The sequence below is a fragment of the Pseudomonas sp. R4-15 genome, assembly GCF_055768815.1.
This window is the reverse complement of the sequence record NZ_CM147293.1, coordinates 3,900,199-3,926,257: the sequence shown is the minus strand read 5'-3', so window position 1 is coordinate 3,926,257 and position 26,059 is coordinate 3,900,199. Positions and strand designations below refer to the sequence as shown.

General features: G+C 65.0%; 27 protein-coding genes. 13 read left to right on the top strand and 14 right to left on the bottom strand.

The window, feature by feature from the left end:
• Window positions 1–20: 20 nt before the first annotated feature.
• Genes ACYRGX_RS18990 through ACYRGX_RS18980 form a run of 3 tightly spaced genes read left to right on the top strand, consistent with a single transcriptional unit; the run spans window position 21 to window position 3,195 of the window.
• Entirely contained in the window at window positions 21–1,268 is a 1,248-nt protein-coding gene (locus ACYRGX_RS18990; protein ID WP_473053992.1) for a lipoprotein-releasing ABC transporter permease subunit, read from the top strand.
• Entirely contained in the window at window positions 1,261–1,944 is a 684-nt protein-coding gene (lolD, locus tag ACYRGX_RS18985) for a lipoprotein-releasing ABC transporter ATP-binding protein LolD (RefSeq protein ID WP_473053991.1), read from the top strand. Before ACYRGX_RS18990 ends, lolD begins: the two co-directional genes overlap by 8 nt.
• Before the next feature lie 6 nt (window positions 1,945–1,950).
• Window positions 1,951–3,195 (top strand): lipoprotein-releasing ABC transporter permease subunit, encoded by a 1,245-nt coding sequence (locus tag ACYRGX_RS18980; protein ID WP_473053990.1) that lies wholly within the window; start codon window positions 1,951–1,953, stop codon window positions 3,193–3,195.
• Between the two features lie 52 nt (window positions 3,196–3,247).
• Here ACYRGX_RS18980 and ACYRGX_RS18975 read toward each other — a convergent pair whose 3' ends face one another.
• From ACYRGX_RS18975 to ACYRGX_RS18955, 5 genes are all read right to left on the bottom strand, one after another.
• Window positions 3,248–3,670 carry a bactofilin family protein gene (locus tag ACYRGX_RS18975; RefSeq protein ID WP_473053989.1) on the bottom strand — a complete coding sequence of 141 codons (423 nt, stop codon included), beginning with the start codon at window positions 3,668–3,670 and terminating at the stop codon, window positions 3,248–3,250.
• Window positions 3,671–3,687: 17 nt separating this feature from the next.
• Window positions 3,688–4,044, bottom strand: coding sequence for a hypothetical protein (locus ACYRGX_RS18970; protein WP_473053988.1), 357 nt, complete (start codon window positions 4,042–4,044; stop codon window positions 3,688–3,690).
• On the bottom strand, window positions 4,037–5,023 hold the full coding sequence (locus ACYRGX_RS18965) for a M23 family metallopeptidase (protein WP_473053987.1): 987 nt from the start codon (window positions 5,021–5,023) through the stop codon (window positions 4,037–4,039). The genes ACYRGX_RS18970 and ACYRGX_RS18965 overlap by 8 nt, the downstream gene beginning before the upstream one ends.
• Window positions 5,024–5,399: 376 nt before the next feature.
• The gene (locus ACYRGX_RS18960; protein ID WP_473053986.1) at window positions 5,400–5,648 is read right to left on the bottom strand and encodes a hypothetical protein; all 249 of its coding nucleotides are present in this window, start codon (window positions 5,646–5,648) and stop codon (window positions 5,400–5,402) included.
• A 115-nt stretch (window positions 5,649–5,763) separates the two neighbouring features.
• On the bottom strand, window positions 5,764–6,963 hold the full coding sequence (locus ACYRGX_RS18955; protein WP_473053985.1) for an MFS transporter: 1,200 nt from the start codon (window positions 6,961–6,963) through the stop codon (window positions 5,764–5,766).
• A gap of 270 nt (window positions 6,964–7,233) precedes the next feature.
• Between ACYRGX_RS18955 and ACYRGX_RS18950 the strand changes: the two genes are divergently transcribed.
• The 5 genes from ACYRGX_RS18950 (at window position 7,234) to ACYRGX_RS18930 (ending at window position 12,476) form a co-directional block, all read left to right on the top strand.
• The gene (locus tag ACYRGX_RS18950; RefSeq protein WP_473053984.1) at window positions 7,234–8,247 is read left to right on the top strand and encodes an iron ABC transporter substrate-binding protein; all 1,014 of its coding nucleotides are present in this window, start codon (window positions 7,234–7,236) and stop codon (window positions 8,245–8,247) included.
• A gap of 48 nt (window positions 8,248–8,295) precedes the next feature.
• Window positions 8,296–9,873, top strand: coding sequence for an ABC transporter permease (locus tag ACYRGX_RS18945; protein ID WP_473053983.1), 1,578 nt, complete (start codon window positions 8,296–8,298; stop codon window positions 9,871–9,873).
• Window positions 9,874–9,975: 102 nt separating this feature from the next.
• Entirely contained in the window at window positions 9,976–11,352 is a 1,377-nt protein-coding gene (locus ACYRGX_RS18940; RefSeq protein ID WP_473053982.1) for a multicopper oxidase family protein, read from the top strand.
• Between the two features lie 42 nt (window positions 11,353–11,394).
• Window positions 11,395–11,874, top strand: a complete 480-nt coding sequence (gene tadA, locus ACYRGX_RS18935; protein WP_473053981.1) for a tRNA adenosine(34) deaminase TadA — start codon at window positions 11,395–11,397, stop codon at window positions 11,872–11,874.
• Window positions 11,875–11,999: 125 nt separating this feature from the next.
• A complete protein-coding gene (locus ACYRGX_RS18930; RefSeq protein ID WP_473053980.1) occupies window positions 12,000–12,476 on the top strand; it encodes a DUF4174 domain-containing protein in 477 nt (158 codons plus the stop codon).
• Here ACYRGX_RS18930 and pyk read toward each other — a convergent pair.
• Both pyk and ACYRGX_RS18920 read right to left on the bottom strand, forming a co-directional pair.
• A complete protein-coding gene (pyk, locus tag ACYRGX_RS18925; RefSeq protein WP_473053979.1) occupies window positions 12,469–13,920 on the bottom strand; it encodes a pyruvate kinase in 1,452 nt (483 codons plus the stop codon). The genes ACYRGX_RS18930 and pyk overlap by 8 nt on opposite strands.
• A 69-nt stretch (window positions 13,921–13,989) precedes the next feature.
• Window positions 13,990–14,901: a universal stress protein gene (locus tag ACYRGX_RS18920; protein ID WP_473053978.1), complete on the bottom strand. Its 912-nt coding sequence runs from the start codon at window positions 14,899–14,901 to the stop codon at window positions 13,990–13,992.
• Window positions 14,902–15,038: 137 nt separating this feature from the next.
• On the opposite strand from ACYRGX_RS18920, the gene ACYRGX_RS18915 reads away from it, so the two are divergent.
• On the top strand, window positions 15,039–15,440 hold the full coding sequence (locus ACYRGX_RS18915; protein ID WP_473053977.1) for a tetratricopeptide repeat protein: 402 nt from the start codon (window positions 15,039–15,041) through the stop codon (window positions 15,438–15,440).
• Between the two features lie 71 nt (window positions 15,441–15,511).
• Window positions 15,512–15,871, top strand: a complete 360-nt coding sequence (locus tag ACYRGX_RS18910) for a PilZ domain-containing protein (RefSeq protein WP_473056725.1) — start codon at window positions 15,512–15,514, stop codon at window positions 15,869–15,871.
• On the opposite strand, the gene ACYRGX_RS18905 is transcribed toward ACYRGX_RS18910, so the two are convergent.
• From ACYRGX_RS18905 to ACYRGX_RS18880, 6 genes are read right to left on the bottom strand one after another with little or no spacing between them, the layout of a single operon-like run.
• Window positions 15,858–17,156, bottom strand: coding sequence for a DUF58 domain-containing protein (locus tag ACYRGX_RS18905; protein WP_473053976.1), 1,299 nt, complete (start codon window positions 17,154–17,156; stop codon window positions 15,858–15,860). The two genes, ACYRGX_RS18910 and ACYRGX_RS18905, sit on opposite strands and share 14 nt — an antisense overlap.
• Window positions 17,153–18,148 (bottom strand): AAA family ATPase, encoded by a 996-nt coding sequence (locus tag ACYRGX_RS18900; RefSeq protein ID WP_473053975.1) that lies wholly within the window; start codon window positions 18,146–18,148, stop codon window positions 17,153–17,155. The genes ACYRGX_RS18905 and ACYRGX_RS18900 overlap by 4 nt, the downstream gene beginning before the upstream one ends.
• Complete coding sequence (locus ACYRGX_RS18895; RefSeq protein WP_473053974.1) at window positions 18,145–19,287, bottom strand: DUF4350 domain-containing protein; 1,143 nt, start codon at window positions 19,285–19,287, stop codon at window positions 18,145–18,147. Before ACYRGX_RS18895 ends, ACYRGX_RS18900 begins: the two co-directional genes overlap by 4 nt.
• The gene (locus ACYRGX_RS18890) at window positions 19,284–20,738 is read right to left on the bottom strand and encodes a DUF4129 domain-containing protein (protein WP_473053973.1); all 1,455 of its coding nucleotides are present in this window, start codon (window positions 20,736–20,738) and stop codon (window positions 19,284–19,286) included. The genes ACYRGX_RS18895 and ACYRGX_RS18890 overlap by 4 nt, the downstream gene beginning before the upstream one ends.
• Window positions 20,725–21,672, bottom strand: a complete 948-nt coding sequence (locus tag ACYRGX_RS18885) for a stage II sporulation protein M (RefSeq protein ID WP_473053972.1) — start codon at window positions 21,670–21,672, stop codon at window positions 20,725–20,727. Before ACYRGX_RS18885 ends, ACYRGX_RS18890 begins: the two co-directional genes overlap by 14 nt.
• Entirely contained in the window at window positions 21,669–22,370 is a 702-nt protein-coding gene (locus ACYRGX_RS18880; RefSeq protein WP_473053971.1) for an RDD family protein, read from the bottom strand. Before ACYRGX_RS18880 ends, ACYRGX_RS18885 begins: the two co-directional genes overlap by 4 nt.
• A 154-nt stretch (window positions 22,371–22,524) precedes the next feature.
• Here ACYRGX_RS18880 and sbcB point away from each other — a divergent pair, with 154 nt between their 5' ends.
• Complete coding sequence (sbcB, locus tag ACYRGX_RS18875; protein WP_473053970.1) at window positions 22,525–23,964, top strand: exodeoxyribonuclease I; 1,440 nt, start codon at window positions 22,525–22,527, stop codon at window positions 23,962–23,964.
• Window positions 23,965–24,008: 44 nt separating this feature from the next.
• Here the strand turns inward: sbcB and mvaT are convergent, their stop codons facing one another.
• On the bottom strand, window positions 24,009–24,386 hold the full coding sequence (mvaT, locus tag ACYRGX_RS18870; protein ID WP_473053969.1) for a histone-like nucleoid-structuring protein MvaT: 378 nt from the start codon (window positions 24,384–24,386) through the stop codon (window positions 24,009–24,011).
• 220 nt (window positions 24,387–24,606) lie between these two features.
• On the opposite strand from mvaT, the gene purU reads away from it, so the two are divergent.
• Entirely contained in the window at window positions 24,607–25,458 is an 852-nt protein-coding gene (gene purU / locus ACYRGX_RS18865) for a formyltetrahydrofolate deformylase (protein WP_473053968.1), read from the top strand.
• 30 nt (window positions 25,459–25,488) lie between these two features.
• Window positions 25,489–25,725 (top strand): hypothetical protein, encoded by a 237-nt coding sequence (locus tag ACYRGX_RS18860; RefSeq protein WP_473053967.1) that lies wholly within the window; start codon window positions 25,489–25,491, stop codon window positions 25,723–25,725.
• The last annotated feature ends 334 nt before the right edge of the window (window positions 25,726–26,059 follow it).

Genomic DNA, 26,059 nt, shown 5'->3' with positions numbered 1-26,059 from the left:
CTAGGTGCCTCACCTCGCGCATGTTCAGACCCCTGTCCCTGTTTCTCGGTACCCGCTACACGCGGGCCAAGCGGCGCAGTCACTTCGTCTCCTTCATCTCCCTGACCTCTATCGTCGGCCTCGCCCTGGGCGTGGTGGTGATGATCGTGGTGCTGTCGGTGATGAATGGCTTCGATCGTGAGATGCGCCAGCGCGTGCTCGGCATGGTGCCGCACGCCACCGTCGAATCCATCCAGCCGTTCGCCGACTGGCCGGCACTCGCCAAGCGCCTGTCGGCCAATCCTCAGGTCGCCGCGGTGGCGCCCTACATCCAGTTGCAGGGCCTGCTGACCAACCAGGGCCAGGTGCAGAAGTTCATGGTCGAGGCCATCGAGCCGCGGGCCGAGCGCCAGGTGTCGATCATCGAGCGCTTCTTCAAGGAAGGCTCGCTGGATGCGCTGGCCCCCGGCGAGTTCGGCATCGTCATCGGTGATCGTGCCGCGCAGAAGCTGGGCGTGGGCATGGGCGACAAGGTGACCTTCGTGCTGCCGGAGGTCTCGGTGACGCCCGCCGGGATGTTCCCGCGACTCAAGCGCTTCACCGTGGTCGGCATCTTCCATGTCGGCGCCGGCGAGATCGACGGCTACCTCGGCATGATCCACATGAACGACGCAGCGCTGCTCAAGCGCTGGACGCCGGGCCAGGCGCAGGGCTTGCGGCTCAAGCTGCACGACCTGTTCCAGGCGCCCAAAGTGGCCTGGCAACTGGCTGCCGAGCTGGGCCAGGACTACTACGCGCGGGACTGGACGCGTAGCCACGGCAACCTCTACCAGGCGATCCGCATGGAAAAGGCGATGATCGGCCTGCTGCTGCTGCTGATCGTCGCGGTGGCGGCGTTCAACATCATTTCCACCCTGGTGATGGTGGTGAACGACAAGAAGTCCGACATCGCCATCCTGCGCACCATGGGCGCCACGCCGGGGCAGATCATGCGCGTGTTCATGGTCCAGGGCTCGTTGATCGGGGTGATCGGCACCGCCATCGGTTGCGTCCTGGGCATCCTCGCCGCACTCAACGTCAGCGCGGCGATCGCCGGGCTGGAGACGCTGCTGGGGCACAAGTTCCTCAGCGCCGACGTCTACTTCATCGATTACTTGCCGTCCGAGGTGATGAGCGGCGATGTGCTGCAGGTGTGCGGCGCGGCGCTGTTGCTGTCCTTCCTGGCGACCCTGTATCCGGCCTGGCGTGCAGCGCGCACGCAGCCGGCGGAGGCTTTGCGTTATGAATGATTCCGCGGTCCTGAGTTGCCGTGACCTGGGCAAGTCCTACGAACAGGGTCCCCAGTCGGTGGATGTGCTGGCCAACGTGCAACTGGAACTGCTGCCCGGCGAGCGGGTAGCCATCGTCGGCACGTCCGGTTCGGGCAAGAGCACGTTGCTCAACCTGCTCGGCGGACTGGATACGCCCAGCCGTGGCAGCGTCTGGCTGGCCGGCGAACAGCTCTCCGCGCTCAACGAGAAGGCCCGCGGGCTGCTGCGCAACCGGGCGCTGGGCTTCGTCTACCAGTTCCACCACCTGTTGCCGGAGTTCACCGCGCTGGAGAACGTCTGCATGCCGTTGCTGATCGGCAAGACGCCGATCCCCGAGGCGCGCAGCCGTGCCGAGGCGCTGCTCGAACGGGTGGGCCTCGGGCATCGCCTGGAGCACAAGCCCTCGGAGCTTTCCGGCGGCGAACGCCAGCGCGTGGCCATCGCCCGGGCGCTGATCAACCAGCCGGCGCTGGTGCTGCTCGATGAGCCCACCGGCAACCTCGACCAGCACACCGCTCAGGGCATTCAGGAACTGATGCTCGAACTTTCCCGCGACTCGCGTACCTCCTTCCTGGTCGTCACCCACGACCCGCAGTTGGCCTCGCAGATGGACCGCGTGCTGCGCCTGGAAGGCGGTCAGTTGGTGGAGGCCTAGGCACCCATGTTCAGACCCCTGGCGTTCTTTATCGGCGCCCGCTACATGCGGGCCAGGCAGCGCAGTCAGTTCGTCTCGTTCATCTCGCTGACGTCAATGATCGGCCTGACCCTCGGGGTGCTGGCAATGATCGTGGTGCTCTCGGTGATGAACGGCTTCCAGCAGGAAATGAGCCGGCGCATCCTCGGCATGGTGCCCCACGCGACCCTCTCCCAGGCCGATGGCCTGGCCGATTGGCGTGCTGTCGGCCAGCGTGCGCTGGCGCATCCGCAGGTCACCGGGGTGGCGCCGTTCGCCGAACTGGAGGGCATGCTTTCCTACAAGGGTTCGATGCAGCCGGTGCAGATCGAGGGCGTCGATCCGGCCGAAGAACCCAAGGTCTCGATCATCGCCTCGCAGATGCGTGAAGGCGCCCTGGCCGACCTCAAGCCCGGTGAGTTCGGCGTGGTGCTGGGCGAGATCGTCGCGCGGCGTTTCGGCCTCAAGCTCGGTGATCGCCTGACGCTGATCGTGCCCGAGCCGAGCAGCGCGCCGGGGGGCATCACTCCGCGCATGCAGCGTCTGACGCTGGTCGGTACCTTCCGTGTCGGCGCGGAGTTGGACGGCTCGCTGGCGCTGATCCACGTTGCCGATGCCTCGCAGATCCTGCGCCTGCCGGAAGGGCATGTGCAGAGCCTGCGCCTGGCGACCAGCGACCTCTACCAGGCGCCGCGCATTGCCGGCGAGCTGGTCGACGAACTGGGTGCGGACTTCCATGCCAGCGACTGGACGCAGACCCAGGGCAGCCTGTTCGCCGCGATGCGCATGGAGAAGACCATGATCGGCCTGCTGCTGATGCTGATCATCGCGGTGGCGGCGTTCAATATCGTCGCGACCCTGATCATGGTGGTTTCCGACAAGCGCTCGGACATTGCGATCCTGCGTACCCTGGGCGCGACGCCAGGGGAAATCATGGCGGTGTTCATGGTGCAGGGTTCGCTGATCGGCATCGCCGGCACCCTGCTCGGCGGCGTGCTGGGCGTGCTCGCGGCGCTCAACGTCAGCGCCATCGTGGCCTGGATCGAGAAGCTCGCCGGCCACCATATCTTCAGCTCCGACGTCTATTTCATCAGCAGCCTGCCTTCGGAACTGGAAGTCAGCGACGTGGCGATGATCTGCTGTGCCGGGCTGGTGCTGTCGTTCCTCGCCACGCTGTACCCGGCCTGGCGAGCATCGCGCACTGAGCCGGCAGAGGCGCTGCGCTACGAGTGAACTGAGCGGCCGTCGCGTTCACCAGTGGGTGCACGCGGCGGCAACGAGAAGACTAGGCCTGCTCGGCGCACGCTTCGGCGTGGGGCAGTTCGAGCAGCGCGCGCTCGTCGTCCAGGCGACGTAGCGTGCCTTCCACCACGGCGCCGTTCTCCATGCTCAACTGGCGGTAGCTGATATTGCCGGTCACCCGGGCGTTGGAATGCAGTTCGAGCAGGTGCTCGACGTGCAGATCGCCCACGATGGTGCCGTCGATCAGCGCGTCGTGGCTGGCGACGTTGCCCTCGATGCAGCCGCCTGCGCTGAGTGCCAGCAAATTGGTGGTGCCGGACTTGCAGCGGACGTTGCCGCGCACCCGACCATTGATCTTCAGGCCTTCGGAGAACTCGATGTCGCCGTTCACCGAGAGGTTCTCGGCGATCAGACTGGAAAAGCTGTTCACCGCCGGGCGGGGTGCCGATTTCTTGCTGCTGAACATGGTTCGGAGTCGCTCCGTCAGGGTTTGGCCTGGTGCTGGCGGAAGAACGCCAGCTCGGTGGTCAGTTGTTCTATTTGCGCCGAGAGCTCGGCATTGCGGCGGCTCAGTTGCTGCTCCGCAGCCTGGGAGATGCGCAGGCGCGACTCGGCTTCCTCCAGCCGTGTGCTCAGGTCACGGTTGCTCGCCTGCAGACTATCGTTGTGCGCGGCCTGGCGGGCCAGCTCGCGCTGTGCTTGCCAGGTGGGCAGGCTCGCCAGGGCTACGCTCGCCAGCAGCGCAAGGCTCAGTAGCCAAAGGCGCCAGCGGCGTGAGGGTTGTGCATAGGGGCGGTGCTCCCCGCGCAGTAGCGCGCGGGTGCTGCGATGCCTAGTCATGGGCGTCGCCGTGTTCGTCGCGTTCCAGGTTGCCCAGCGCGAGGAAGCGCTGCGGGTCCAGGAACTGCCCATCCCGGATCACTTCGAAGTGCAGGTGGGGGCCTGTGGAGCGTCCACTGGAACCGACCAGGCCGATGCGTTGGCCGGGGGTTACCACCTCACCCTTGCTCACCTGGGTGGACGAGAGGTGGGCGTAGCGGGTGGTCAAGCCGTTGCCGTGGTCGATCTCGATGCGTCGGCCATAGCCGCCGAGCCAGCCCACCGCACTGACCGTGCCGCCAGCGGCCGCCTGCACCGGCGCGCCGCGCGGCAGGGCGAAATCGACGCCGGAATGAAAGGCGAGGCGGCGGTTGAACGGGTCGACACGGTTACCGAACAGCGAACCCAGACGGCCGCCTTCGACGGGCCGGCGGGAGGGCACGGCCATCAGCGCGGCATTGCGGTTGGCCACCTCGATCATCAGGGCGTCGAGGGTGTTGCGCAGGCAGCGGGCGCTGCGCTGACCGTCGTGCAAGCGAGAGAGGCTGGTGGCCTGGCCGAGTACGCCTGCGCTATCGCAGTCGATGGCCGGGAGCAGCATGCCGCCGCTGCCGTCGGCCAGCACATTGCCCGGTAACAGCGCCGGTAGCAGGGTGGCATCGACGGCCGAGACTTCCGCGCGCAAGTGGTTGTTATCGTCGAGCAGTTGGCGCAACGCCTGGGTATCACTCTCCAGCGACTGCAGGCGCGCGGCGAGTTCGCCCAGGCTTTCCAGGGTGACCCGGTGCTCCGGGACGGAGTGCAAGACACTCGTCAGCATCGGACGATCGAGCCGCTCCTGGGGCGCAGCCTGCTCGCGGCCGAGCCAGAAGCCGCCAGCGAACAGCGCCAGGCCCGCGCACAGCGAGCTGGCGAACAGCCAGGGGCGGATTCGCTGGTCGAGGGTTATGTGGTTCTTGCCGCGGGTCAGTGCGCGGCTGCCAGTCGCTTTCTGCCTCATAAGCGCTGTGTGCCACGGCAGTGAGCGTGGCAGCGTAGCGGGGCGGTCTCGTCATGACCTGGTCGATGCATCGGGGGCTCCCTGTACGGCAGGCTCTGCCAAGTTCGTGAAGTGGCGCCTCCCACGCGCCACCGGCTGGAGATTATCCATGCCCGATGGTGTAGACCAGTCGGGTGGCGGGGCCGATTTCGACGATGAGGTGCGTTGTTCCTGCCCGGAGAGAGGCAGCCGACCTCAGCCGAGCGTCTGCGCCCGCGCTATGCACAGTGTTCCGTCCTTGGCGGATGCATTCAACCGTTGAAATGCCGCTGGTCGGATTTTTTTATGGAAGGCTCGAAGGACGGGAACTTTGTGGTGGGAAGCGGTCGCTGCGTGTTCACTTGAACTCGTGGAAGCGATCCCAGGCGATCCAGCCGCTGGCCGCCGTGGCGCTGGCGAGCAGGGTCACGTTCAACCAGTACTCGGCCGGCGCGGTATCGCGCTGTGGCATGTCGTGCAGGAAGTGCTCGAGGTAGGAGAAATCCGGCGTTCGTCCGGTGTACAGCGTCCATATCAGCAACGCCAGCAGCACCAGGCCGATCAGCCCGGCGGGCAAGGCTCTGCGCAGAGGGCTGGATGAAGGCATCGGTGGCTCCGCAGGTTTCTATGTCGGGTGAGCATAACAGCCCCGACGGGTGTCGGCCGCGCGTAGTGTTGTCCAGGTCCGGGCGCCTCGGCACCTGGACCTGAGCCGTTCAGGTTCAGGCGGGGCTCGCGCATTCCGTGTCCTGGCGGCGCTCCAGGTTCCAGGCGACGGCAAACACCAGCAATCCGGCGATGGCCGTCGCCATGCCGACGTAGCCGGTCACCGCCCAACCCATGCCCGCGCTGATCGCCAGGCCGCCGAGCCACGGGCCGAGCGCATTGGCGACGTTGAACGCCGCATGGTTGGAGGCGGCGGCTAGGGTCTGCGCATCGGCGGCGACATCCATCAGGTGGGTCTGCAAGGCCGGGGCCAGCGAGACCATGCTGCCCACCGCGACGACCGCCGGCAGGATGCTCCACAGCGAATGCACGGTGAAGGGATAAACCAGCAGCACCAGCGCACTCCAGACCAGCAGCAGGCCGACGGCCTTGAAACCCAGGCGGTCGAACAGCCAGCCGCCGACGAAGTTGCCGAGCAGGGTGCCCAGGCCGAAGGCGGAGAGGGCGAGAGCGATCCAGCCGGCAGAAACGTGCGTGACTTCCAGCAGGGTGGGGGCCAGGTAGCTGAATACGCAGAACATGCCGGCGAAGCCCACGGAGCCGATGCCCAGTGCCAGCCATACCGGTGCGCGATTGAAGGCGCGCAGTTCGCGCAGCGGGTCGCTTTGCTGGGAGCCGCTTTGCGCCGGCAGGAAGATCGCGACCAGCATCACGCAAAGCAGCGCCAGCGCGGCGACCAGGGCGAACGCGTAGCGCCAATTGCCCCATTGACCGAGCAGCGTTGCCAGGGGGTTGCCGACCAGCACTGCAACGGTCAGCCCGACCATCATCCGACTCACGGCGTTGGCCCGCCTGTTCGGCGGCACCATCGACGCCACCACCAGTGCCGCAACGCCGAAGTAGGCCCCATGGGGCAGGCCGGCGACGAAGCGCAACAGCATCAGGGACAGGTAGCCAGGCGCCAGGGCGCTGGCGAGGTTGCCAACGGAGAAAAGGCCCATCAACAGCAGTAACAGGCTGCGCCGCGACAGGCGTGCGCCGAGGATCGCCAGCAGCGGGGCGCCGATCACCACGCCCAGTGCATAGGCGCTGATCACGTGGCCGACCTGGGGCTCGCTGACACCCAGGTCGCCTGCGACGTTGGGCATCAGGCCCATGATGGAAAACTCTCCGATGCCGATGGCGAAAGCCCCGACCGCCAAAGCCAGTTCAATGAGAAGGGCCGTCCCGGGGGCGACTTTGGTCGCTCCAGTCATGTGCACGCTCGCTGTAATGAGGGGTGAACAGGAGATTATTCCCGTTGCCTGAGGCTTCGGGAACCCGTGGCGAGTGCTCAAGGACGAGCCTTCGCGCCATTTTCGGGCTTGCAGACTGTGACCGGCCGGTGTATTCGGAGTGCCCTCGTCGCTACGAATTGCCTTGGATTTGCCGCCGATCAATGTTCAAAGTTGCGAATGATGTGCATCTGCGCAGGGTGCGCCGGTATACTCGCGCCTGTGTTTCATGTCTTTACGGAGTGCATTCAGATGACGGTACGGCTTGGCAAGGCGTTCGGCTTTCTGTGGAGTGCCGGCGCCCTGGCCCTGGGGTTGTCCTGTGCCGCCGCGCGCGCTGATGAAGTGACCCTGACTCTCTACAACGGCCAGCACGAAGCTACCGGTGTCGCGGTTGCCAAGGCCTTCGAGGAAAAAACGGGTATTCGCGTACTGATCCGCAAGGGCGGCGGTGGCCAGTTGGCCAACCAGATCGCCGAAGAGGGCCAGCGTTCTCCCGCCGACATCATCTACACCGAAGAGGCGCCGCCGCTGGTCAAGCTCGGGCGTGAGGGCCTGCTGGCGAAAATCGACGATACGACCCTTGCGCAGGTCGATCCGCAGTTCAAGGATCCGGAGGGCCAATGGCTCGGCATCACCGCGCGCGTGCGGGTGCTGGCGTACAACCCCGACAAGGTCTCGGAAGACGAATTGCCGCAAAGCGTGCTGGACGTCGCCAGCCCCGACTGGAGCGGGCGCATCGGCTTCGTCCCCAGTAGTGGCGAATTCCTCGGCCAGGTCGCGGCGATCATCAAGCTCGACGGTCGCGAGGCGGCCGAGGACTGGCTGACCGGACTCAAGGCCTTCGGCTCGACCTACACCAACAACGTGGTGGCGATGAAGGCGGTGGAGAACGGTGAAGTGGATGCCGCGCTGATCAACAGTTACTACTGGGCCGCGCTGCACAAGGAGAAGGGTCAGCTCAACTCGAAGCTGCATTATTTCGACAATGGCGACCCGGGCAGTCTGGTCAGTGTCTCCGGTGCGGCGGTGGTGAAAACCAGCAAGCACCCCAAGGAAGCGCAGCAGTTCATCGCCTTCATGCTCAGCGAGGAAGGCCAGCAGGCGATTCTCTCCAAGTCCGCCGAATATCCGATGAACAGATCGGTGGCGGCCGATCCGCTGCTCAAGCCCTATGACCAGTTGCAGCCGCCCAAGCTCACCTCGGCGGAAATCGGCCTCGCCGAGGATGCCCTCGCCCTGGAACGCGATGTCGGCCTGAACTGACCCGCAAAACCCGGCTCCGCCTGGCGGAGCCCCTGACTAGCCACCGCCATGCACGCCGACACCCTCGATACCGTTCCTCTGGACTCGCCCACCGTGCCGGTGAAGTGGCGACGCCGAGTGCCGCCACTGTGGCTGCAGTTGCCCGTGTTGGCGCTGTTGCTGGTCGCTGCATTGCCGCTGTTCTATGTCCTGGTGCGCAGTTGGGAGGCCGGCTGGCAGGAAGCCTGGCACCTGCTCTGGCGGCCGTTCGTGTTCGGTTTGCTGGCCAACAGCCTGAAGCTGATGCTGCTGGTGACCCTGGGCAGTGCGCTCATCGGCATGGGGTTGGCCTGGCTGGTGGAGCGCTCGGACCTGCGCGGCGCACGCCGCTGGCATGTGCTGTTGTGCCTGCCGTTCGCCATTCCGGCGTTCGTCAGCGGCTTCACCTGGATATCCATCAGCCCGCTGTTCGAAGGGTTGGGCGGTACCGTGCTGGTGATGGTGCTGTCCAAGTACCCGCTGGTGTACCTGCCGGTGGCGGCTACCCTGCGCGGACTCGACCCGGCGCTGGAGGAATCCGCGCGCATGCTCGGTTACAGCCGGCTGCGGACCTTCTGGCAGGTGACCCTGCCGCTGCTGCGACCGACTCTGCTGGGCACCAGCCTGCTGGTGGCGTTGCACATGCTGGTGGAGTTCGGCGCGCCCTCGATCATGCGCTACCAGACCTTCACGACCGCGATCTACCAGGAGTTCGAATTGGCGTTCTCCAACAGCAACGCGGCGATGCTCTCGGCGCTGTTGCTAACGCTCTGCCTGCTGCTCTTGTGGGGCGAGTTTCGCCTGCGCGGGCGGGGTTACGCGCGCACCGGCCAAGGCGTGGCGCGCCGCCTGGCTCCAGTGCGCCTGGGACGCTGGCAGTGGCCGTTGCAGGGGCTGTTGGTGGCGTTGCTGGCGGTGGGCTGCGGCACTCCGCTGGCGATGCTCGGCTTCTGGATTCATGAAGGCAGCTCCGCCGCGTTCCCCTTTGGACGTATTCTCGGCGCGCTCGGCTCGTCGCTGTCGCTGGGCTTCGGCGGCGCGCTGCTCAGCTGCCTGCTGGCGCTGCCGGTCGGTCTAGTGGTGGTGCGCTACCAGGGACGCCTGGCGCGCATCGCCGATCGTCTGCCGTATCTGCTGCACGCCTTGCCGGGCCTGGTGATCGCCCTGGCGCTGGTGTTCTTCGCGCTGCGCTACGTACCGGCGCTGTACCAGACCACCAGCCTGCTGTTGCTGGCGTACGCGTTGCTCTTCATGCCGATGGCCCAGTCGCCGATCCGCGTCGCCCTGGAAAAGGCGTCGCCGCAACTGGAGGAGGCCGCGCGTACCCTTGGCCATCCGCCGGTGCTGGCGTTCCTGCGGGTCACCCTGCCGATCATCTTCCCGGCGATCGCGGCCGGCTTCGTGCTGGTGTTCCTCGACACCATGAAGGAGCTGACCGCCACCCTGGTGCTCGGTCCGACCGGGCTGGATACCCTGGCCACCGCCGTGTGGTCGCATACCGGCAACCTGGAGTACGCGGCAGCGGCGCCCTATGCGGCGCTGATCGTGCTTTGCTCCGGCTTGCCGGTGTACTTGATGACCACCCGTGCCTTTCGCCGTGAGGCGTGAGATTCGGCAGAGACGCCCCGTGACGAGGGCGAGCGAGGGCACCACGGGCGTGGTGCCTCGATCCTTGCGTTATGCGACGACCCTGCAACGGAGTCCCGAGACATGAGCTTCACCCGCAGACAGATTCTCGCCGGCCTGGGCGGCCTCGGTGTCGCCGGCGTGGTCGGTGCCGCCGGCGTGCGCTATTGGTTGGGGCGGCCGCTGAACGCCGAGACCCACGACTACGAACTGATCGCCGCGCCGCTCGATCTGGAACTGGTACCCGGACACGTCACCCCGGCCTGGGGTTACAACGGCCTGGCACCGGGCATGGAAGTGCGCGTGCGCCAGGGCGACTGGCTGCGCGTGCGCTTCATCAACAAGCTGGAGCAAGAGACCACCATCCACTGGCACGGTATCCGCCTGCCGCTGGAGATGGATGGCGTGCCGTACCTCTCGCAGTTGCCGGTCAAGCCGGGCGAGTACTTCGATTACCGCTTCCTCGTCGAGGATGCCGGCAGCTTCTGGTACCACCCGCACACCACCAGCAGCGAGCAGCTCGGGCGTGGCCTGGTGGGGCCGCTGATCGTCGAAGAGCGCGAGCCCAGCGGCTTCCTGCACGAGCGTACGTTGAGCCTGAAGACCTGGGCGGTCGACGAGCAGGGCCAGTTCACCGCCTTCAGCGTGCCGCGCCAGGCCGCCCGTGAGGGTACTCGTGGACGCCTGACCACGATCAACGCCGTGCCGCACCCGGACCTGGAGCTGCCCGCCGGGCAGATCGTGCGCCTGCGTCTGCTCAACCTCGACAATACAGTCACCTATCGGCTGAACATGCCGGGCGCCGACGTGCGCATCTATGCCCTCGACGGGCAGCCGCTGGAGCGTCCGCGCGCCCTGGGCAAATCCTATCTGCTCGGCCCGGGCATGCGTATCGACCTGGCGCTGCGCGTGCCTGCGGAAGGGGCCGAGTTGTCCATGCGCAACGGTCCGATGCGCTTGGCAACCCTGCGTAGCGTTGCTACCAGTGAGGCGCCGGCGGGCGACTGGCCCGCGCCGCTGCCGCGCAACCCGGTGGCCGAGCCCGACCTGGAGAAGGCGGAGACCCTGCGTTTCAACTTCGAGTGGTCCGCCACGCTCGCTGCGGAGGACGACAAGGGCCCGGCCAAGTATTGGCAGATCAACGGCCAGGCCTGGGACATCTCCGACAAGACTTGCGTCGATCGCCCGATCGTGACCCTGAAAAAGGATGGCCACTACATCCTCGAGCTGCGCAACCTGTCGCAATACCAGCACCCGATCCATCTGCATGGGCTGGCATTCAAGGTCATCTCTTCGAACCGGCACAAGGTCATTCCGTATTTCACCGACACCTACCTGCTGGGCAAGAACGAGGTCGCGCGGGTCGCGCTGGTGGCGGATAATCCCGGCACCTGGATGTTCCACTGCCATGTGATCGACCACATGGAAACCGGCCTGATGGCGGCTATCGCCATCGCCTGACTCTCAGCCATGGCGGCAGCTGCCGCCCCTGTGCCTCACTCCATGAAACCCATCGCCATCATCGATCGCAGCCATGACGAACGCTTCATGCGCGAAGCGCTGGCCCTTGCCGAACAAGGCGCCGCGCTGGGCGAGGTGCCGGTCGGCGCCTTGCTGGTAAGCGATGGCGAGGTGCTCGGGCGCGGTTTCAACCAGCCGATCTCCAGCCACGATCCTTCTGCCCACGCCGAGATGGTGGCCATCCGCGAGGCGGCGCGAACGCTGGGCAACTACCGCCTGCCGGGCAGCACGCTCTACGTCACCCTCGAACCCTGCAGCATGTGCGCCGGGCTCATCGTGCATGCACGGGTCGCACGGGTGGTCTATGCCGCTGCCGAGCCGCGCGCCGGGGTGGCGGTGAGTCGTGGTCGTTTCTTCGACTCGGACTTTCTCAACCATCGCACGCTGGTCGAGGGTGGGGTACTCGCCGAGCAGAGCGGCGAGTTGCTGCGCACCTTCTTCCGCGCTCGGCGCAAGCAGTGAAAAGCCTCTAGGGGCGTCCCTTACGTTGGGTTACGCAGTGAGCGACTGACACCGCGCGTGCGATGAACCGGGCACGAGCGGGAGGGTCACTTTGCAAGACGCCCCACCCGTATCGGAGCCCTGTCATGACCCGTCTGCTATCCCCATCGCTCGCGTTATTCGCTGCCGTCGTGGCACCGTCCTTCGCCGGGGAAAATCCGCTGCAGGCCGAGCGCTGGAAGACCCGCCCGCTGGTGGTGGTAGCGCCCCAGGCGGACGATCCGGTATTGCAACAGCTCGACAGTGCACTGCAGGAACCCGCCAATCGCGAGGCGTTCGTCGAGCGCGAGATGGTGCTCTACACGGTCATCGATGGTCAGGCGGCGCGTAACGAGCAGGCGCTCTCTGCGGCCCAGAGCCAGGCGCTGCTGCAGGCCCTGAGCGCAGATGCGAGAGGGCCGGCGATGATCTATCTGGTGGGCAAGGACGGCGCTACCAAGATTCGCCAACGAGGCCAACTGCAGGTCGCGGAGATCTTCGCCACCATCGACCGCATGCCGATGCGCCAGTCGCGAGGAGAACCCGGCGCTCGTGGGGCGAGCGCCGAGAGAGGGCTCAGATGAGTGCTTCGCCGACGTGCAGCAGCTTCATGCTGTTGGTGCCACCGATGTTGTGGTAGCTGTCGCCCTTGGTGAGGATCACCCAGTCACCCGGTTCCACCAGGCCGCGTTGCAGCAGTTCGTTGACCGCAGCCTGGCTGACGCTGTCCTTGCGCTCCGCGGCCGGATCGAAGGGGATGGTGTAGACGCCGCGGAACAGTGCTACGCGCGCCTGGGTCTCGCGACTCGGGCAGAAGGCGTAGATCGGCACCGAGGAGCGGATGCGCGACATGATCAGCGGGGTGAAACCACTCTCGGTCAGCGCGATGATCGCCTTCACGTTGGGGAAGTGGTTGGCGGTGTACATCGCCGCCAGCGCGATGCTTTCGTCGCAACGGCTGAAGGTGTGCCCCATGCGGTGGCTGGACTTCTGGCTGGTCGGGTGCTTCTCGGCGCCGAGGCAGACGCGGGCCATGGCCTTCACGGCTTCCACCGGGTAGGCGCCGGCGGCGCTTTCGGCGGAGAGCATCACCGCGTCGGTGTAGTCCAGTGCGGCGTTGGCGACGTCGGAGACCTCCGCGCGGGTCGGCATCGGATTGCTGATCATCGATTCCATCATCTGCGTCGCGGTGATCACCGCTTTGTTGTAGCGGCGCGCGTGCAGGATGATTTTCTTCTGGATGCCGACCAGCTCGGCGTCGCCGATTTCCACGCCGAGGTCGCCACGGGCGACCATCACCGCGTCGCTGGCGCGAATCAGCCCGTCGAGGGCCTCGTCGTCGGCGACGGCTTCGGCGCGTTCGATCTTCGCCACCAGCCAGGCGCTACCACCGGCCTCATCGCGTAGGCGACGGGCCAGCTCCATGTCCGCGGCATCCCGCGGGAAGGACACGGCGAGGTAATCCAGTTCCAGTTCCGCGGCGATCTTGATGTCGGCCTTGTCCTTGGACGTCAGGGCCGGGGCGGTGAGACCGCCACCGCGACGGTTGATGCCCTTGTTGTCGGACAGCGGTCCGCCGATCAGCACCTCGCAGATCAGTTCGTCCGCGGTTTTCTCCTGCACGCGCATGACCACTCGGCCATCGTCGAGTAGCAGTTCGTCGCCGACGCCGCAGTCGTTGATCAGGTCGGGATAGTCGATGCCTACCACCTCCTGGGTGCCGGCGTCGCGCGGATGGGTCACCGAGAAGCGGAAGATATCGCCTTCCTTGAGTTCGATGCGCTTGTTCTGGAACTTGGCGATACGGATCTTGGGGCCTTGCAGGTCGCCGAGCAGGGCGACGAAGCGGCCGTGCTTGGCCGCCAGCTCACGCACCAGGCGGGCGCGCTCACGATGCTCGTCGGGAGTGCCGTGGGAGAAGTTCAGTCGGGCCACGTCGATCCCGGCGAGAATCAGTTGCTCCAGCACTTCGGGCGAGTTGCTGGCAGGGCCGAGGGTGGCGACGATCTTGGTACGGCGCGAGGTCATTCAGTGACTCCTTCTATCGATGCCGGCGAGGCTACTACGCACGTTGGCTGTAGTCATTGTTCACCTGCACTACGTGTGCTGCGACGGCTTGAGCACCAGCAGATCGCAATGCACCGCGTCGAGCATGCGCTCGGCAGTGTGGCCGATCAGTGCGTCTTCCAGATGACCGCGGGCGACGGCGCCCATCAGCAGGAGGTCGATCTGCTCCTCGCGCACGAAGCGCGGAATGGCTTCCTCGGCGGCGCCTTCGAGCAGATGTGCCTGATCGGGGTCGATGGGGTAGGGCGCCAGTACGTCGGCGAAAGCCTGGCGATGGCGGGTATTGCTGCGTTCCACGTAGTGCTGGTAGTCGAGCAGCAGTTCCTCGTCGAACACCAGACTGCGGGGTAACGGCGCGTGGCAGTGGATGAACAGCGGTCGCATCTGCAGCGCGTCGCCCAGGCCCAGGGCGGTGTCGATCAGGGTATGTTCGAGTTGCGCCGATTCCGCGAAGTCGTGCAGCGGGTCCAGCGCCGCGCAGAGCCGCTGGCCGCGCCACTCGTTGTTGCGGCACATCCAGGTCGGTACCGGAGAGTGGCGAATCAATTGCCAACTGGCATTGCTCAGCCAGGCGCGGCCGAACAGACCGTGGTCCTGCTCGGACTTGAGCAGCAGGTCCGGACTCTGGTCGTTCACGCATTGCAGTACGATGCGCTGCTGCGCCTTGCCCCAGCGGACTTCGACGCTGATCTCGATGCCGCTCTCGCGGGCCTCCGCGACCAGCGCCTCGATCCACTGACGTCGCTGCTCGAGCAGATCCTTGCGGACGCGCTGCTGGCGTTCGCCGTCGAAGAAGGGATTGTTGGCCAGCGCTCCGTGGTAGTCGACGAGCAGCAGGTGCAAGGCCACCCGCTGCCTGCTCGCCAGCCACAGGGCGCGCTGCAGGGCCGGTTGCTGTTCCTGGTCGGGTTCGATCACTACCAGCAGTCTGGAGAGTTCCATCGTTGCCTCCGTGTCTTGAGGTCTTTGCCGTTCGCCTCACGCTGATGTCTGCAAGCGACATTGAAGTTGCCGGATCAGCTGCCGATAGACTGGCAAGCGGAGCACGGCGCAGCCGAAGCACAATTTCAGGAGACAGTATGAGAGCCCCCCTAGTCCTTTGCCTCATCTTAGGTGTTGCGGGTTGTTCACGGGTGACCCTGGACACTCATCTGAACAATGCCTACGAGGCCTATGACGAGGGTGATTGCGCTCAGGTGATGCTGGAGCTCTCCCAGGCCGAGCGCGCCAGCCGTTCGCGCAGCTACATGCAGCCGGAGATCTCCCTGCTGCGCGGCCAGTGCCTGGAGCGCCAGCAACTCTACGTGGACGCGGCACAGACCTATCACTTCATCCTGTCGCGCTATCCGACCAGCGAGTACGCTTATCGAGCCCAGGCGCGTCTGGATACGCTGGAGCGCTTGGGCTACCTGGGCGCGCCGGCAACGCCACAGCCGTTGATGCCCGGTACGCCGAGCAAACCCGTGGCACCCGATAAGTAGCACCCTGGAGCGCTGGGCAAAGTGTGTCGCTTGGTCGCATACTCGGCGCACAGCAGAAGCGAATGGCCATCATGTTCGAGAAACGCCAGATCCAGCGTCAGCAACTGGGCTACTACCTGCGTGTCTACAACCGCCACAACGATCAGCCGATCGGCCACCTGGGGAATGTCTCCGCCGAGGGACTGATGATCATCAGTGCCTGGCCAATGCTCGTCGGCGGGTGTTTCGAGCTGCGCTTGAAGCTACCCGGGCGCGAGGGCGGCGTGCAGCCTCTGGACTTCACCGCGCTATGCCGCTGGAGCCGCGAGGATGTGACGCCCGGTACCCATGACTCGGGGTTCCTCTTGCTGGCACCGCCGATCGCCTGGCAGGCGTTGGGCGACTCCTTGCGTCGTTACTTCACCTTCATCCATCCGGTCACGTCGGCTTAGCAAGCAGTCGCTGCACGCTCGTCGCGTGCAGGCCGTCGCTTCCCTCGATCACCAGCAGGCCCGCTGCACGCAGGGCGCCTAGGTTTCGCTGGCGGGCGTGCTCGTGCAGCACCGCACCCGCGTAGACGAGCGCTTCATCTTCGCTTGTCACGGGCAAGCGGCGCAGCTTCGCCATTTCCCGTTCGCGCAGGCAGACCAGGCGCAGGCGATGGTGTCCAGCCAGGCCGCGGGACAGTTGTCGAAGACTTTCCAGGTCGAATTCGTCGGGGAAGCCGATGACCACCACCAGACAAGGGCGCCGGTGTGCGGCGAGAATCCGGGCGAGCTCCGCGTAGTCGCTGGCGTCTCTGGCCGGCTGGAGATCACGCAGGCCGTGCAGCAGCCGCTGCAACTGACGAGGGCCGCGTGCCATGGGCAGCTTCCAGCGATCATCGGGAAAACACTGCAGACCGACGGCGTCTCCGGCAGCCAGCGCCGTGGCGGCCAGTTGCATAGCTATTTGCAGCGCGTTGTCGAACAGGCTCAGCGCCCCGTCCTGCTGGGCCATGCCGCGACCGCGTTCGAGCAGCAGCAGAACCTGCTGGCCACCCTCCTGGTGATACTCGCGAAGCATGGGGCGGCCCAAGCGGGCGCTGCTCTTCCAGTCGATGCGCTGCGCATTGTCTTCGTCATGCGCCTCGCGCAACTGCAGGAACTCCAGGCCATCGCCGGCTCGAGGACGTCCGCGCAGACCGGCCATCAGTGGCTGTGCCTGACCTGACGGTGGGCGGCAGGCCAGCCGGGTGAAGTCGGGAAAGACCTGCAGCCGGCCCGCGGCCGCCAGCATGCGCCGTTGACGCCAGAGGCCCAATGGGCTGCGCTGCAGCCATTCGCAGCGCTCGAGGTGGTATTCACCGCGCCGCCTGGGCCGCACCGGGTAGCTGACCTCCAGGCAGTCACCACCAGGCAGCCTGCAGCCCAGTGGCAGGCCATGGGCACCGAGCGCTTCGGGCAGGTGGTCGAAGAGACTTCCCCGTAGTTCGCGTGGACCGGGGTTGTACAGGCGCAGCGTCATCTGGCTGTCACGTTGCAGTTGCAGTGTGCTCGCGGGGCGTCTGTTCAGTTCGGGTGAGGGGCTGCGCTTCAGTGCGATGGCGTCGCCCAGTGCGAGACCGGCCAGCGCCAGGCCGGCGCCCAGCAGCGCGCTGGCAGGCGCTGGCCAGCCGAACAGACGCGCCAATCCCAGCAGCAGTGCGGCCAGGCAGAGTGCCGTGAGCCAGCCGAGCAGGCGCGAGGAGGGGCTCATGGACGCGGCGCCGCGACCTGTTCGAGCATGTGCAGCAGCACCTGGTCCACGTTCTGGCCGTCGAGCTCAAGCTCCAGGGCGAGGCGCACGCGATGGCGAAGTACGGCGAGGGCGCAGCGTTTGACGTCGTCCGGTAGCACGAACTCGCCACCGCGCAGCAGGGCGCTGGCGCGGGCGGCGCGCACCAGGGCGATGGAGGCACGCGGCCCGGCGCCCTGGACCAGGCCAGGCCACTCCCGCGTCGTGCGGACCAGGCGCACGGCATAGTCCAGCACTTGCTCGTCCAGCAGCAACTCGCTGGCGATGCGCTGCAGGGCCTGTAGGTCACGTGGCTGCAACAGGGTCCGCAGCGGTGCGACTTCCAGCATGTCGGTGCGTGGCGAACGGCTCACCTGGCGAACCAGTGCGGCTTCCTCGTCAGCCTGCGGATAGCTCATCTGCAGCTTGAAGAGGAAGCGATCCAGTTCGGCCTCGGGCAGCGGATAGGTGCCGTCCTGTTCGATGGGGTTCTGCGTGGCGATGACCATGAACGGCTGCGGCACGGCGAGGCTCTGTCCGTCCAGGGTGACCTGGCGCTCCTGCATGACTTCCAGCAGCGCCGCCTGGGTCTTGGCGGGAGCACGGTTGATTTCGTCGGCAAGCAGTAGGTGGTTGAACACCGGCCCCTTGCGTAGTTCGAAGCTGCCACCCTGCGCGGCGTAGACGCTGTGTCCGGTGATGTCGGAAGGCATCAGGTCCGGGGTGAACTGGATGCGTGCGAAGTCGCCGCCGAAGCACTTCGCCAAGGCGCGGGCGATCAAGGTCTTGCCCAGCCCGGGAAGACCCTCGATGAGCACGTGGCCGCCGGCAATGCAGGCGATGATCACTTCGTCGAGGATGCTGGCCTGGCCGACCACGGCACGCTGCAGCTCCTGGCGCAGCACCTGTACGGCGTGACTGGCGCGTTGCTGAGGGCTGCCCTGTTCCGGACGGTCGCTGGCGTTCTCATTCATAGGGCGTTCCTGATGATCTGCAATTCCTGGATGTGCCGCACCATCTCCGGCCCCGGCAGAGGGCCAGGCGGGTGAGGGCGCATGGCGCGGCTGATGCGTTCGATGGGCAGTCCGCAGCGCTGACCCAGCAGACGCCAGCGCTCGGCGACCGGCAGTTGGGCAAAGCCCAGGTGGCGTCGTGCGGCACGCTGTTCGATATCTTTCTGCAAGCGCGCCAGCAGGGCAGAAGCGCCCTCCTGTCGACGATGCCAGGCGGCGTGGGCGCGTAGCTGCTCCCGGCGCGATAGGCCTTGAGTTGCGGTGGCGGGGAGCAGCGGACCGTGGCGGCGGGTCAGCCGCCAGGCGAGCAGAACGAGCAGAACGGTGAATGCCAGCAGTGCTTCGGGGAAATGACGCCAGAGCAGGCTCGCCAGGCTCGGCGCGTCGCTGTCGCGAAGCAGCAGGACGCCGCGATCTTGGGTCAAGTACCAGAGGAGCCAGGCGTTGTCGTACTCGCCGAGGTGCGCGTTCTGCCAGATCCAGGCATCGCTGAGTACGGTGATCAGGCCTTCGCCTTGGCGCATCTGCAGCATGTGCGTCGCCTGGGCACTGTTGGCCCAGGCGTGGGCGAGTTGCTGCGTATCTTCCAGGTGGAAGCTGGGGTCGAAGCCGATATATGCCGGTGCGTCTTCGTTCTCCAGGTAGAGCTTGGTCAGCCGTGGGAAGGGTTCATCGTCTTCCGGCAGTCGGGACAGGTCCTGGGTGAGGTACTGGCGCACGCCCAGACGGTCGAGCAACAGGTCGCCGCTGGCCTGGCGCTGCGGATCGTAGAGTTGCTCGGCGACGAACAGCAGGTGGCCACCCTGGTCGGCCCAGGCAAGGAGTTGGTCGGCTTGTCGTGCCGTCATCCGCGAGCGGTCTCCGAGCAGCAATAGCGCTTGCCCCTGGGCGGGTAGTTCGTCGAGCCGCAGGGGGCCGCCCAGCGACTGTACGGCGCGGCCCTGGCCTTGCAGGAAGCGCTCGGCGGCCAGATAGGGGTTACGTAGGGCTTCGTCCTGGGCGCCGAGAATGACCGTTTCGCTGTAAGGACGGAGCTGCAGGGCGACCCACAGCAGCGCCGCCAGCGGCAGCAGAAGGCCCACCCAGCGCAGGCGCTTCACGGCCGTGGCTCCTGGTCGAGTCGGTGCCATTGCAGCAGCAGATGTTCGAACTGTGCATCGCTGAGCGTTCGCGCGCCGTAGGCCTGGTCGCAATAGTGGGTAGTGATTTGCGCAGCGAAGTCAGCGAGCTCCGTTTCGCCCGCCAGTTGCCGCAGTAATTCGAGCTCGGTCTGCGCGGCGTGGGCGCCGCTTCGTTGTAGCAGGCCGCGGTAGAGCAGGCCGAGGGCCTGGCGCGGCGCGTGTGGCCAGTACGTGCGCGCGGCGCCTGCGAGGTCCGCTGGCAGCGTCGTAGGCGCGTTTCGATACGGGTGTAGTGCGGTCTTCGCGGGCACCTGCTCGGTCTTACTGCGTCCAGGTAACAGGCCGCGCCACTGCTGGTGGCGGCGTACCAGCCACAACAGCGCGAGGCACAGCGCGCTCCATAGCAGAACTTCGAGAGCCTCCAGTCCGGTATCCGCATAAGCCGATGGGGCGAGCCTGGCCTGCGTCGGCGGCGTGAAGTGCCAGTTGATCCGAGTCTCCTTGCCGCCGAAGGGCGGTTGGCCGAGCAGTGTACCGATGGCCCGCTGCGCCGCCTGGCTGCTCAATGCCTGTTGCTGCAGGCGCGGTTGGGCCGGGCTGGCGGCGTCGGCTAGCGCCGGCCTGGACAGCAACAGCAATCCCCCGAGCAAGGGGGCCAGCAGCAGGCAGGCCGTCAGTTGGCGTAATGGGGGAAGCAATCCGGGCAGCCGCCATTGCAGGTCCCAGGCCTCCAACTGGCACCGCCGGTTGAGATACAAGCTGAAGCTGCAGGCAACGTAAAGAGGTTCGAGCAGGCAGAGCAGCAAGGCATAGCCCAGGTTGGCCAGGTGATCCATCCAGTCTGCGTCGATGCCTTCAAAGGCGAGCTGCTGGAGCCAGGCCAGGCTCCATTTGTCAGTATCCGGCAGCAGCAGATAGATCCCGCCGAGGATAGCCAGCCAGAGCAGGCTTTCCAGACTTGCGCCGAGCACCGTCAACCAGCAGGCCATGGCTCGCTGGCCAGGACGGAGCTGGGTCAGGCGCGCTCGCCGGGCAGCGCCGCGCAACGCCTCCAGTTGCAGCACCGGCAGGTCGAATGCCCGGGTGGGTTGCAGGCGGCGCCAGGTCAGGCTGGCGAGCCACTCCCCGCGTGCGGCCCGTGGCCAGGCGCGCAGTGCTTGCCATGGAGTAGGCGGGTCAGCGAAAAGTGCTTTCGAGAGGATCAGAAGCGGTAGCCGCTCCAGCAGGGGCTTGGCCAGCCAGAACGACAGCAGCGCGTAGCCCGGATCATCGCGGAACACCAGGCTGAGCAGGCCCAGCAGCGGCAGACTGAGCAAGGCCCAACTACCCATCAGCAAGCCGGCGTGGCGACGGAACAGTGCGACGCCCAGGTCGACGGCTTCCCAGTGGGGGCGGGGGTGGAGGCCCAGGCGCGGTTCAGGCGTGCCCATGGTTTCTTCCGACGACCCCGAGATAGCCGAGCAGGGCGCACCAGCAGCCCGCCCCGACCAGGTATTTCAACCAGGCTGGCGCGCCCGTGGTGGACGACCAGTAGGCTTCGACGAAAGCGGCGAGCAGGAGTAACAGGAAGGCCCCGCCGATCAGTCCCGCTCCCGCGCGCGCGGCCTCCTGCAGAGCTCGTCCTCGCGTCATGCGTCCCGGCGCAAGCAGCGCCGCGCCCAGGCGTAAACCCGCCGCTCCGGCGAAGACGATGGCGTTGAGTTCGAAGGCACTATGGCCGGCGACGAAGCTCCAGAACGTGTCGACGTATCCCACTTGGGTCAGATGGCCGGCCACCGCACCGATGCTGAGGCCATTGAATATCAGGAAGAAGAGGCTGCCCAGGCCGAGCAGGAGGCCGCTGGCGAAGGTCTGGAAGGCGATGCCGACGTTGTTCATCACGTAATAGCCGAACATCATCCAGTCATCGCCTGCGTCGCGCTCGCCGAAGCGTCCGAGGCGGCTGAGGTCCGGGTCGTACATGGCCTCCATACGGCGCACCTGATCCGGCTCCAGCAACACGTGAATGAAGCCGGGTTGCAGATAGCAAAGAAGCGCCATTAGTAGCAGAGACAGATAGAACGTGCTGCCAGCAATCATCAGCCAGCGCCACTCCCGGCGTACCAGGCGAGGCAGCCCGGCGAAAAGATAGGCCATGAGCTCCGAGGTGCCGGGCCTGCGCCGATACAGTTGACGATAAAGGCGTCCTTGCAAGCGCCGTAGGCGCGCCTGCAGCGAAGGTGCATAACCGCGCTGCTGGACCAGGTCGAGATCTCGACAGAGGTGCCGGTAGTCGCGCAGGAAGGCTTCGGGCTCGCGCGAGGTCGCCTTCCCCAGGCGTCGCCAGCGCGGCGCTGCTTCCTTGATGAAGGCGTCCTGTCTCACGGCTCGCGTAGCTCCCGTGCCAGGCCAAGCAGTTGTGCTTCGATTTGCCGGGGCGAGCGTTGCAGGGCTTGCGCGAGGGGGGCTAGCAGCTCCTGACGGCGCGCCGCTGATAGTCCGCTTGCGCGCTCGGCGAACTCCAGAATCAGTTCACGCTGTTCGCGTGTCAGCGCGGGAGGCAGTGCGATTCGGATGGCCGCGCTCGATGGCGAAGCCTGTGGCGCAGCGCGTGGATCATGGATGACCAGGGTGCCGGCAGCCAGATCGCCGAAGCGTTTGAACGCGGGATGACAGAGGCTGGCGAGCAGTCCCAGAGCATAGCCGACAGGCAGCATGTCCACGACGCGAAGCAGGTTGCGCACCAGGCACGCTGTGAGGTCGGGTGGCAGGCCCTGGTCATCGACGACCCGCAGGCCGAGGAGTTGCTTGCCGGGGGAGCGGCCCTGATTAAGCCATTCGAAAAGCAGCATGTAGCCCCAGGTCACGGTGAATAGCAGGAAGAGGCCCAACCCCAGACCAAAACGCCCCAGGCGCAAGAGCGGCAGCGCGCAGAATCCCAGCAGGAGTGCACGTATGCCCAGGTCGATGACGAAGGCCAAGGCCCGCGGATAGAGACTCGCAGGGTGCAGTTGCAGTGCCGGGCCTTCGGGCGCCGGCACGTCCAAGCGGTTGTCCAGGGGAGTATGACGAGACTCGTGCATCGACCGGGCTGCCGGCAAAAGCTCGATTCTAGGCGTTGTCTCGATGCCGCGCGAACCTTGCTTGGGATACGCGCGTCTGTGTCACGCATCGCCAGCCAGCCGTTATTGCCCTGTTAGACTGCGGCTTCATCCGATTCCAGATAGAGGTATTTTCGTGAGTGGCAGCCTGTTCTGGTACGACTTCGAAACCACGGGTGCCGATCCTCGCAGGGATCGACCCTTGCAGGTCGCCGGTGTGCGCACCGACGAATCGCTGCGGGAAATAGAGGCAGCGCTGGAGCTGTTCTGCCAGCCTGGCGACGATATCCTTCCTCATCCTCAGGCGTGTCTGATCACGGGTATTGGCCCGGAGATCCTTGCCGAGAGGGGGTTACGGGAGGCGGAGTTCGTCGAGCGACTTCACGCCGAGTTGATTCGGCCGCAGACATGCGTGGTCGGTTACAACAGTCTGCGCTTCGATGACGAGGTTACCCGGCACGCGCTGTATCGTAACTTCCATGACCCCTATGCCCGCGAATGGCAGGGCGGCAACAGTCGTTGGGACCTGATCGATGCGGTGCGTACGGCCTACGCCTTGCGCCCCGAAGGCATCGAGTGGCCTATGGAAGAGGGGCGCGTGACGCTGCGTCTGGAGCGCCTGACAGAGGCCAACGGCATTGCCCATGGCAAGGCTCACGATGCGTTGGCTGACGTGCGCGCGACCATCGCTCTGGCGCGGTTGCTAAAGGAGCGCCAACCCAAGCTCTACAACTACCTGTTCGAGTTGCGCAGTAAGCGACGGGTCAGCGATCAGGTTCGCTTGCTCGAGCCCATCGTGCATGTGTCTGGCCGTTATGGTGCGCAGCGGGGCTATCTGGCTCTGGTATTACCGTTGGCTTGGCATCCGAAGAATCGCAATGCGCTGATCGTTTGCGACCTGCAGGGTGACTGCGAGGGCCTATGCCGTATCGCCGCGGAGGATCTGCGCGCTCGTCTGTACACGCGTCGCGACGAACTTCCCGAAGGCGTATTGCCGGTTCCATTGAAGCTGCTGCACATCAACAAGTGTCCGGTGGTGGCGCCACTTGCTGTATTGCGTGACGTGGACCGGGAGCGCTTGGGTATCGATCGCCAGGCTTGCCTGGAGCAGGCTCAACTGCTGCGGGAACAAGCAGGCCTATGGCAGGAAAAGCTCGAGCATATCTACGCGGCGGATGACTTCGGCGAGGCTGGGGATCCAGAACAGGCGCTTTATCAGGGCTTCATCGGTGATGCGGATCGTCGCCTGTGTCAGGCTGTGCTGCGCTGCGCTCCGGATGAATTGGCGGCTCGCACGTGGGCCTTCGAAGATGCTCGCTTGCCGGAGTTACTGTTCCGCTATCGGGCTCGCAACTATCCCGAGAGTTTGTCGGCTGAAGAACGTCAGCGTTGGTTGACGTTTTGCCGTCGACGTCTTGTGGATTCCGCCGCAGGTGCTCCGTTGACACTGGAAGCTTTCGAACAAGCGATGCACATGGCGCTGGCAAGTGGCGACGCCGACCAGCGGGAACTTCTCCAGCGCTGGCAGAGTTATGCGGGAGAACTTCGTCAGCGTGTCGGTTTGAATGACCAATAAAAAACGCCAGCGAAGGCTGGCGTTTTAGGTGGCGATCGAGGTGCTTAGTCGAGCAGGGTAGCCCAGCCTTCGACTTCCTCGGCGCCCCACTTGTTCTTCCATTCCTTGAGCGTCTTGTGGTTGCCGCCCTTGGTTTCGATGACTTCGCCATTGTGTGGGTTTTTGTACTGCTTCACTTTGCGAGCACGCTTGGGGGCGGCGCTGGGTTTGGCGGTACGTACCGTCTTGCTTTGACGGGCATCGGGGTCGAGCAGCGCTACGATGTCGCGAAGCGACTTCTGGTACTCGCCCATCAATTCACGGAGCTTCTTTTCGAACTCCAGTTCTTTTTGCAGTTTGTCGTCCTGAGAGAGATTTTTCAGGCGTTCCTGAAGTTCACGGATGGCCTCTTCCGTGGCGCGATACTCGTTGATCAGCGACATTGCTATACCTATGTGTTTGAATGCAGGTGGCTGGATAATAGTCAGGCATTGGAAACAAGTAAATGTTCCGATTGGCCTGAGTTTGGTTTTTATCGATATTTTGCAAATTCCCGCTTGTGTAGCGCTGCTTAGCTTGGCGCGCGACGCCTCGCTAGGATGCTGAAACTTGCCGCGTCAGGAGCTAGAATAACGGCCTTCGCAAGTCCGGAGCTTCAAATAGATGCGCACTTTTCGGCTGGTTATCGCATGTCCCGATGGCGTCGGCATCGTAGCCAAGGTCAGTAATTTCCTCGCGACCTACAACGGTTGGATCACCGAGGCCAGTCATCATTCCGACAGCGAGAGTGGCTGGTTCTTCATGCGTCATGAGATCCGTGCCGACTCGTTACCCTTCGAGCTGGATGGGTTTCGTCAGGCGTTCGCCCCCATCGCCCAGCAGTTCGGTATGCAGTGGCGGATTTCCGATTCCGATTGCAAGAAGCGCGTAGTGCTCATGGCCAGTCGCGAGTCGCATTGCTTGGCGGACCTGTTGCATCGTTGGCATGCCGGCGAGCTGGATTGCGAGATTCCCTGCGTCATCGCCAATCATGATGATTTGCGCAGCATGGTCGAGTGGCATGGCATTCCTTACTACCATGTACCGGTGGACCCTGCGGATAAGCAGTCTGCTTTTGATGAGGTATCGCGGCTGATCGAAGAGGCACGCACCGACACTGTGGTGCTCGCCCGCTACATGCAGATATTGCCTCCGCAGCTATGCAGCCAGTATGCCGGCCAGGTGATCAACATCCACCATAGCTTCCTGCCCTCGTTCGTTGGCGCGAAGCCTTACCATCAGGCTGCACTGCGTGGCGTGAAGCTGATTGGTGCGACCTGCCATTACGTCACCGAGGAGCTGGATGCCGGTCCTATCATCGAGCAGGACGTTGTGCGGATCAGTCATCGAAATACCACTGACGACATGGTGCGGCTCGGCAAGGATGTGGAGAAGATGGTGCTGGCGCGCGGCTTGCGCTATCACTTGGAAGATCGCGTACTGGTGCATGGCAACAAGACGGTGGTGTTCAACTAATAGTCCGCCCTTCATCTGCAGGTACCGGCAATGACCAATCCCTTGGAGCGTGCTGCTGCGAGACCTGTTCCTGTCGAAGGCGGCGTCTGCACTTTGCGCTACCGCGTCGAGGAGCTCGCTCCCGATGCCGGGGCAGACTTCTCCGCCGCCACTCAGTTGCTGGAGCTCTCTCGCGGGCGTGTTGATGCGGGGGCTGCGCCGGCCATGGATGAGGCCGGCGCCGTGGCCCGGGACGAACCGGATGAAAAAGTTGAAACTAATGCTTGACGCCCCTCCAGACTCCTATAGAATGCGCACCACTTCCGGCGCAGTCGTCACCGAAAAGGCCTTGAGAATCAAGGGGTTAGCGGTTAAGAAGGTGCGAGAATGGCGGTGCTGCCGTCAGGCTCGAAGCGCTGGAAGGAGGAGGAAAAAGGAGTTGACAGCGAGATTGCTCGCTGTAGAATTCGCCTCCCGCTTAACGAGGTTCTCCGAACACGGTAAGCGCCAAGCGGTTGAGTAGAAAAGAAATTTTCGAAAAGTTGCTTGACAGATTGAAAGGCTGCTGTAGAATGCGCGGCCTCGGTTGAGACGAAAGCCTGACCGAAACGCTCTTTAACAA

Coding starts and splice junctions, on each gene's coding strand:
- ACYRGX_RS18990 (WP_473053992.1), top strand. CDS start 21: ATGTTCAGACCCCTGTCCCTGTTTCTCGGTACCCGCTACACGCGGGCC.
- lolD (WP_473053991.1), top strand. CDS start 1,261: ATGAATGATTCCGCGGTCCTGAGTTGCCGTGACCTGGGCAAGTCCTAC.
- ACYRGX_RS18980 (WP_473053990.1), top strand. CDS start 1,951: ATGTTCAGACCCCTGGCGTTCTTTATCGGCGCCCGCTACATGCGGGCC.
- ACYRGX_RS18975 (WP_473053989.1), bottom strand. CDS start 3,670: ATGTTCAGCAGCAAGAAATCGGCACCCCGCCCGGCGGTGAACAGCTTT.
- ACYRGX_RS18970 (WP_473053988.1), bottom strand. CDS start 4,044: ATGACTAGGCATCGCAGCACCCGCGCGCTACTGCGCGGGGAGCACCGC.
- ACYRGX_RS18965 (WP_473053987.1), bottom strand. CDS start 5,023: ATGAGGCAGAAAGCGACTGGCAGCCGCGCACTGACCCGCGGCAAGAAC.
- ACYRGX_RS18960 (WP_473053986.1), bottom strand. CDS start 5,648: ATGCCTTCATCCAGCCCTCTGCGCAGAGCCTTGCCCGCCGGGCTGATC.
- ACYRGX_RS18955 (WP_473053985.1), bottom strand. CDS start 6,963: ATGACTGGAGCGACCAAAGTCGCCCCCGGGACGGCCCTTCTCATTGAA.
- ACYRGX_RS18950 (WP_473053984.1), top strand. CDS start 7,234: ATGACGGTACGGCTTGGCAAGGCGTTCGGCTTTCTGTGGAGTGCCGGC.
- ACYRGX_RS18945 (WP_473053983.1), top strand. CDS start 8,296: ATGCACGCCGACACCCTCGATACCGTTCCTCTGGACTCGCCCACCGTG.
- ACYRGX_RS18940 (WP_473053982.1), top strand. CDS start 9,976: ATGAGCTTCACCCGCAGACAGATTCTCGCCGGCCTGGGCGGCCTCGGT.
- tadA (WP_473053981.1), top strand. CDS start 11,395: ATGAAACCCATCGCCATCATCGATCGCAGCCATGACGAACGCTTCATG.
- ACYRGX_RS18930 (WP_473053980.1), top strand. CDS start 12,000: ATGACCCGTCTGCTATCCCCATCGCTCGCGTTATTCGCTGCCGTCGTG.
- pyk (WP_473053979.1), bottom strand. CDS start 13,920: ATGACCTCGCGCCGTACCAAGATCGTCGCCACCCTCGGCCCTGCCAGC.
- ACYRGX_RS18920 (WP_473053978.1), bottom strand. CDS start 14,901: ATGGAACTCTCCAGACTGCTGGTAGTGATCGAACCCGACCAGGAACAG.
- ACYRGX_RS18915 (WP_473053977.1), top strand. CDS start 15,039: ATGAGAGCCCCCCTAGTCCTTTGCCTCATCTTAGGTGTTGCGGGTTGT.
- ACYRGX_RS18910 (WP_473056725.1), top strand. CDS start 15,512: ATGTTCGAGAAACGCCAGATCCAGCGTCAGCAACTGGGCTACTACCTG.
- ACYRGX_RS18905 (WP_473053976.1), bottom strand. CDS start 17,156: ATGAGCCCCTCCTCGCGCCTGCTCGGCTGGCTCACGGCACTCTGCCTG.
- ACYRGX_RS18900 (WP_473053975.1), bottom strand. CDS start 18,148: ATGAATGAGAACGCCAGCGACCGTCCGGAACAGGGCAGCCCTCAGCAA.
- ACYRGX_RS18890 (WP_473053973.1), bottom strand. CDS start 20,738: ATGGGCACGCCTGAACCGCGCCTGGGCCTCCACCCCCGCCCCCACTGG.
- ACYRGX_RS18880 (WP_473053971.1), bottom strand. CDS start 22,370: ATGCACGAGTCTCGTCATACTCCCCTGGACAACCGCTTGGACGTGCCG.
- mvaT (WP_473053969.1), bottom strand. CDS start 24,386: ATGTCGCTGATCAACGAGTATCGCGCCACGGAAGAGGCCATCCGTGAA.
- purU (WP_473053968.1), top strand. CDS start 24,607: ATGCGCACTTTTCGGCTGGTTATCGCATGTCCCGATGGCGTCGGCATC.
- ACYRGX_RS18860 (WP_473053967.1), top strand. CDS start 25,489: ATGACCAATCCCTTGGAGCGTGCTGCTGCGAGACCTGTTCCTGTCGAA.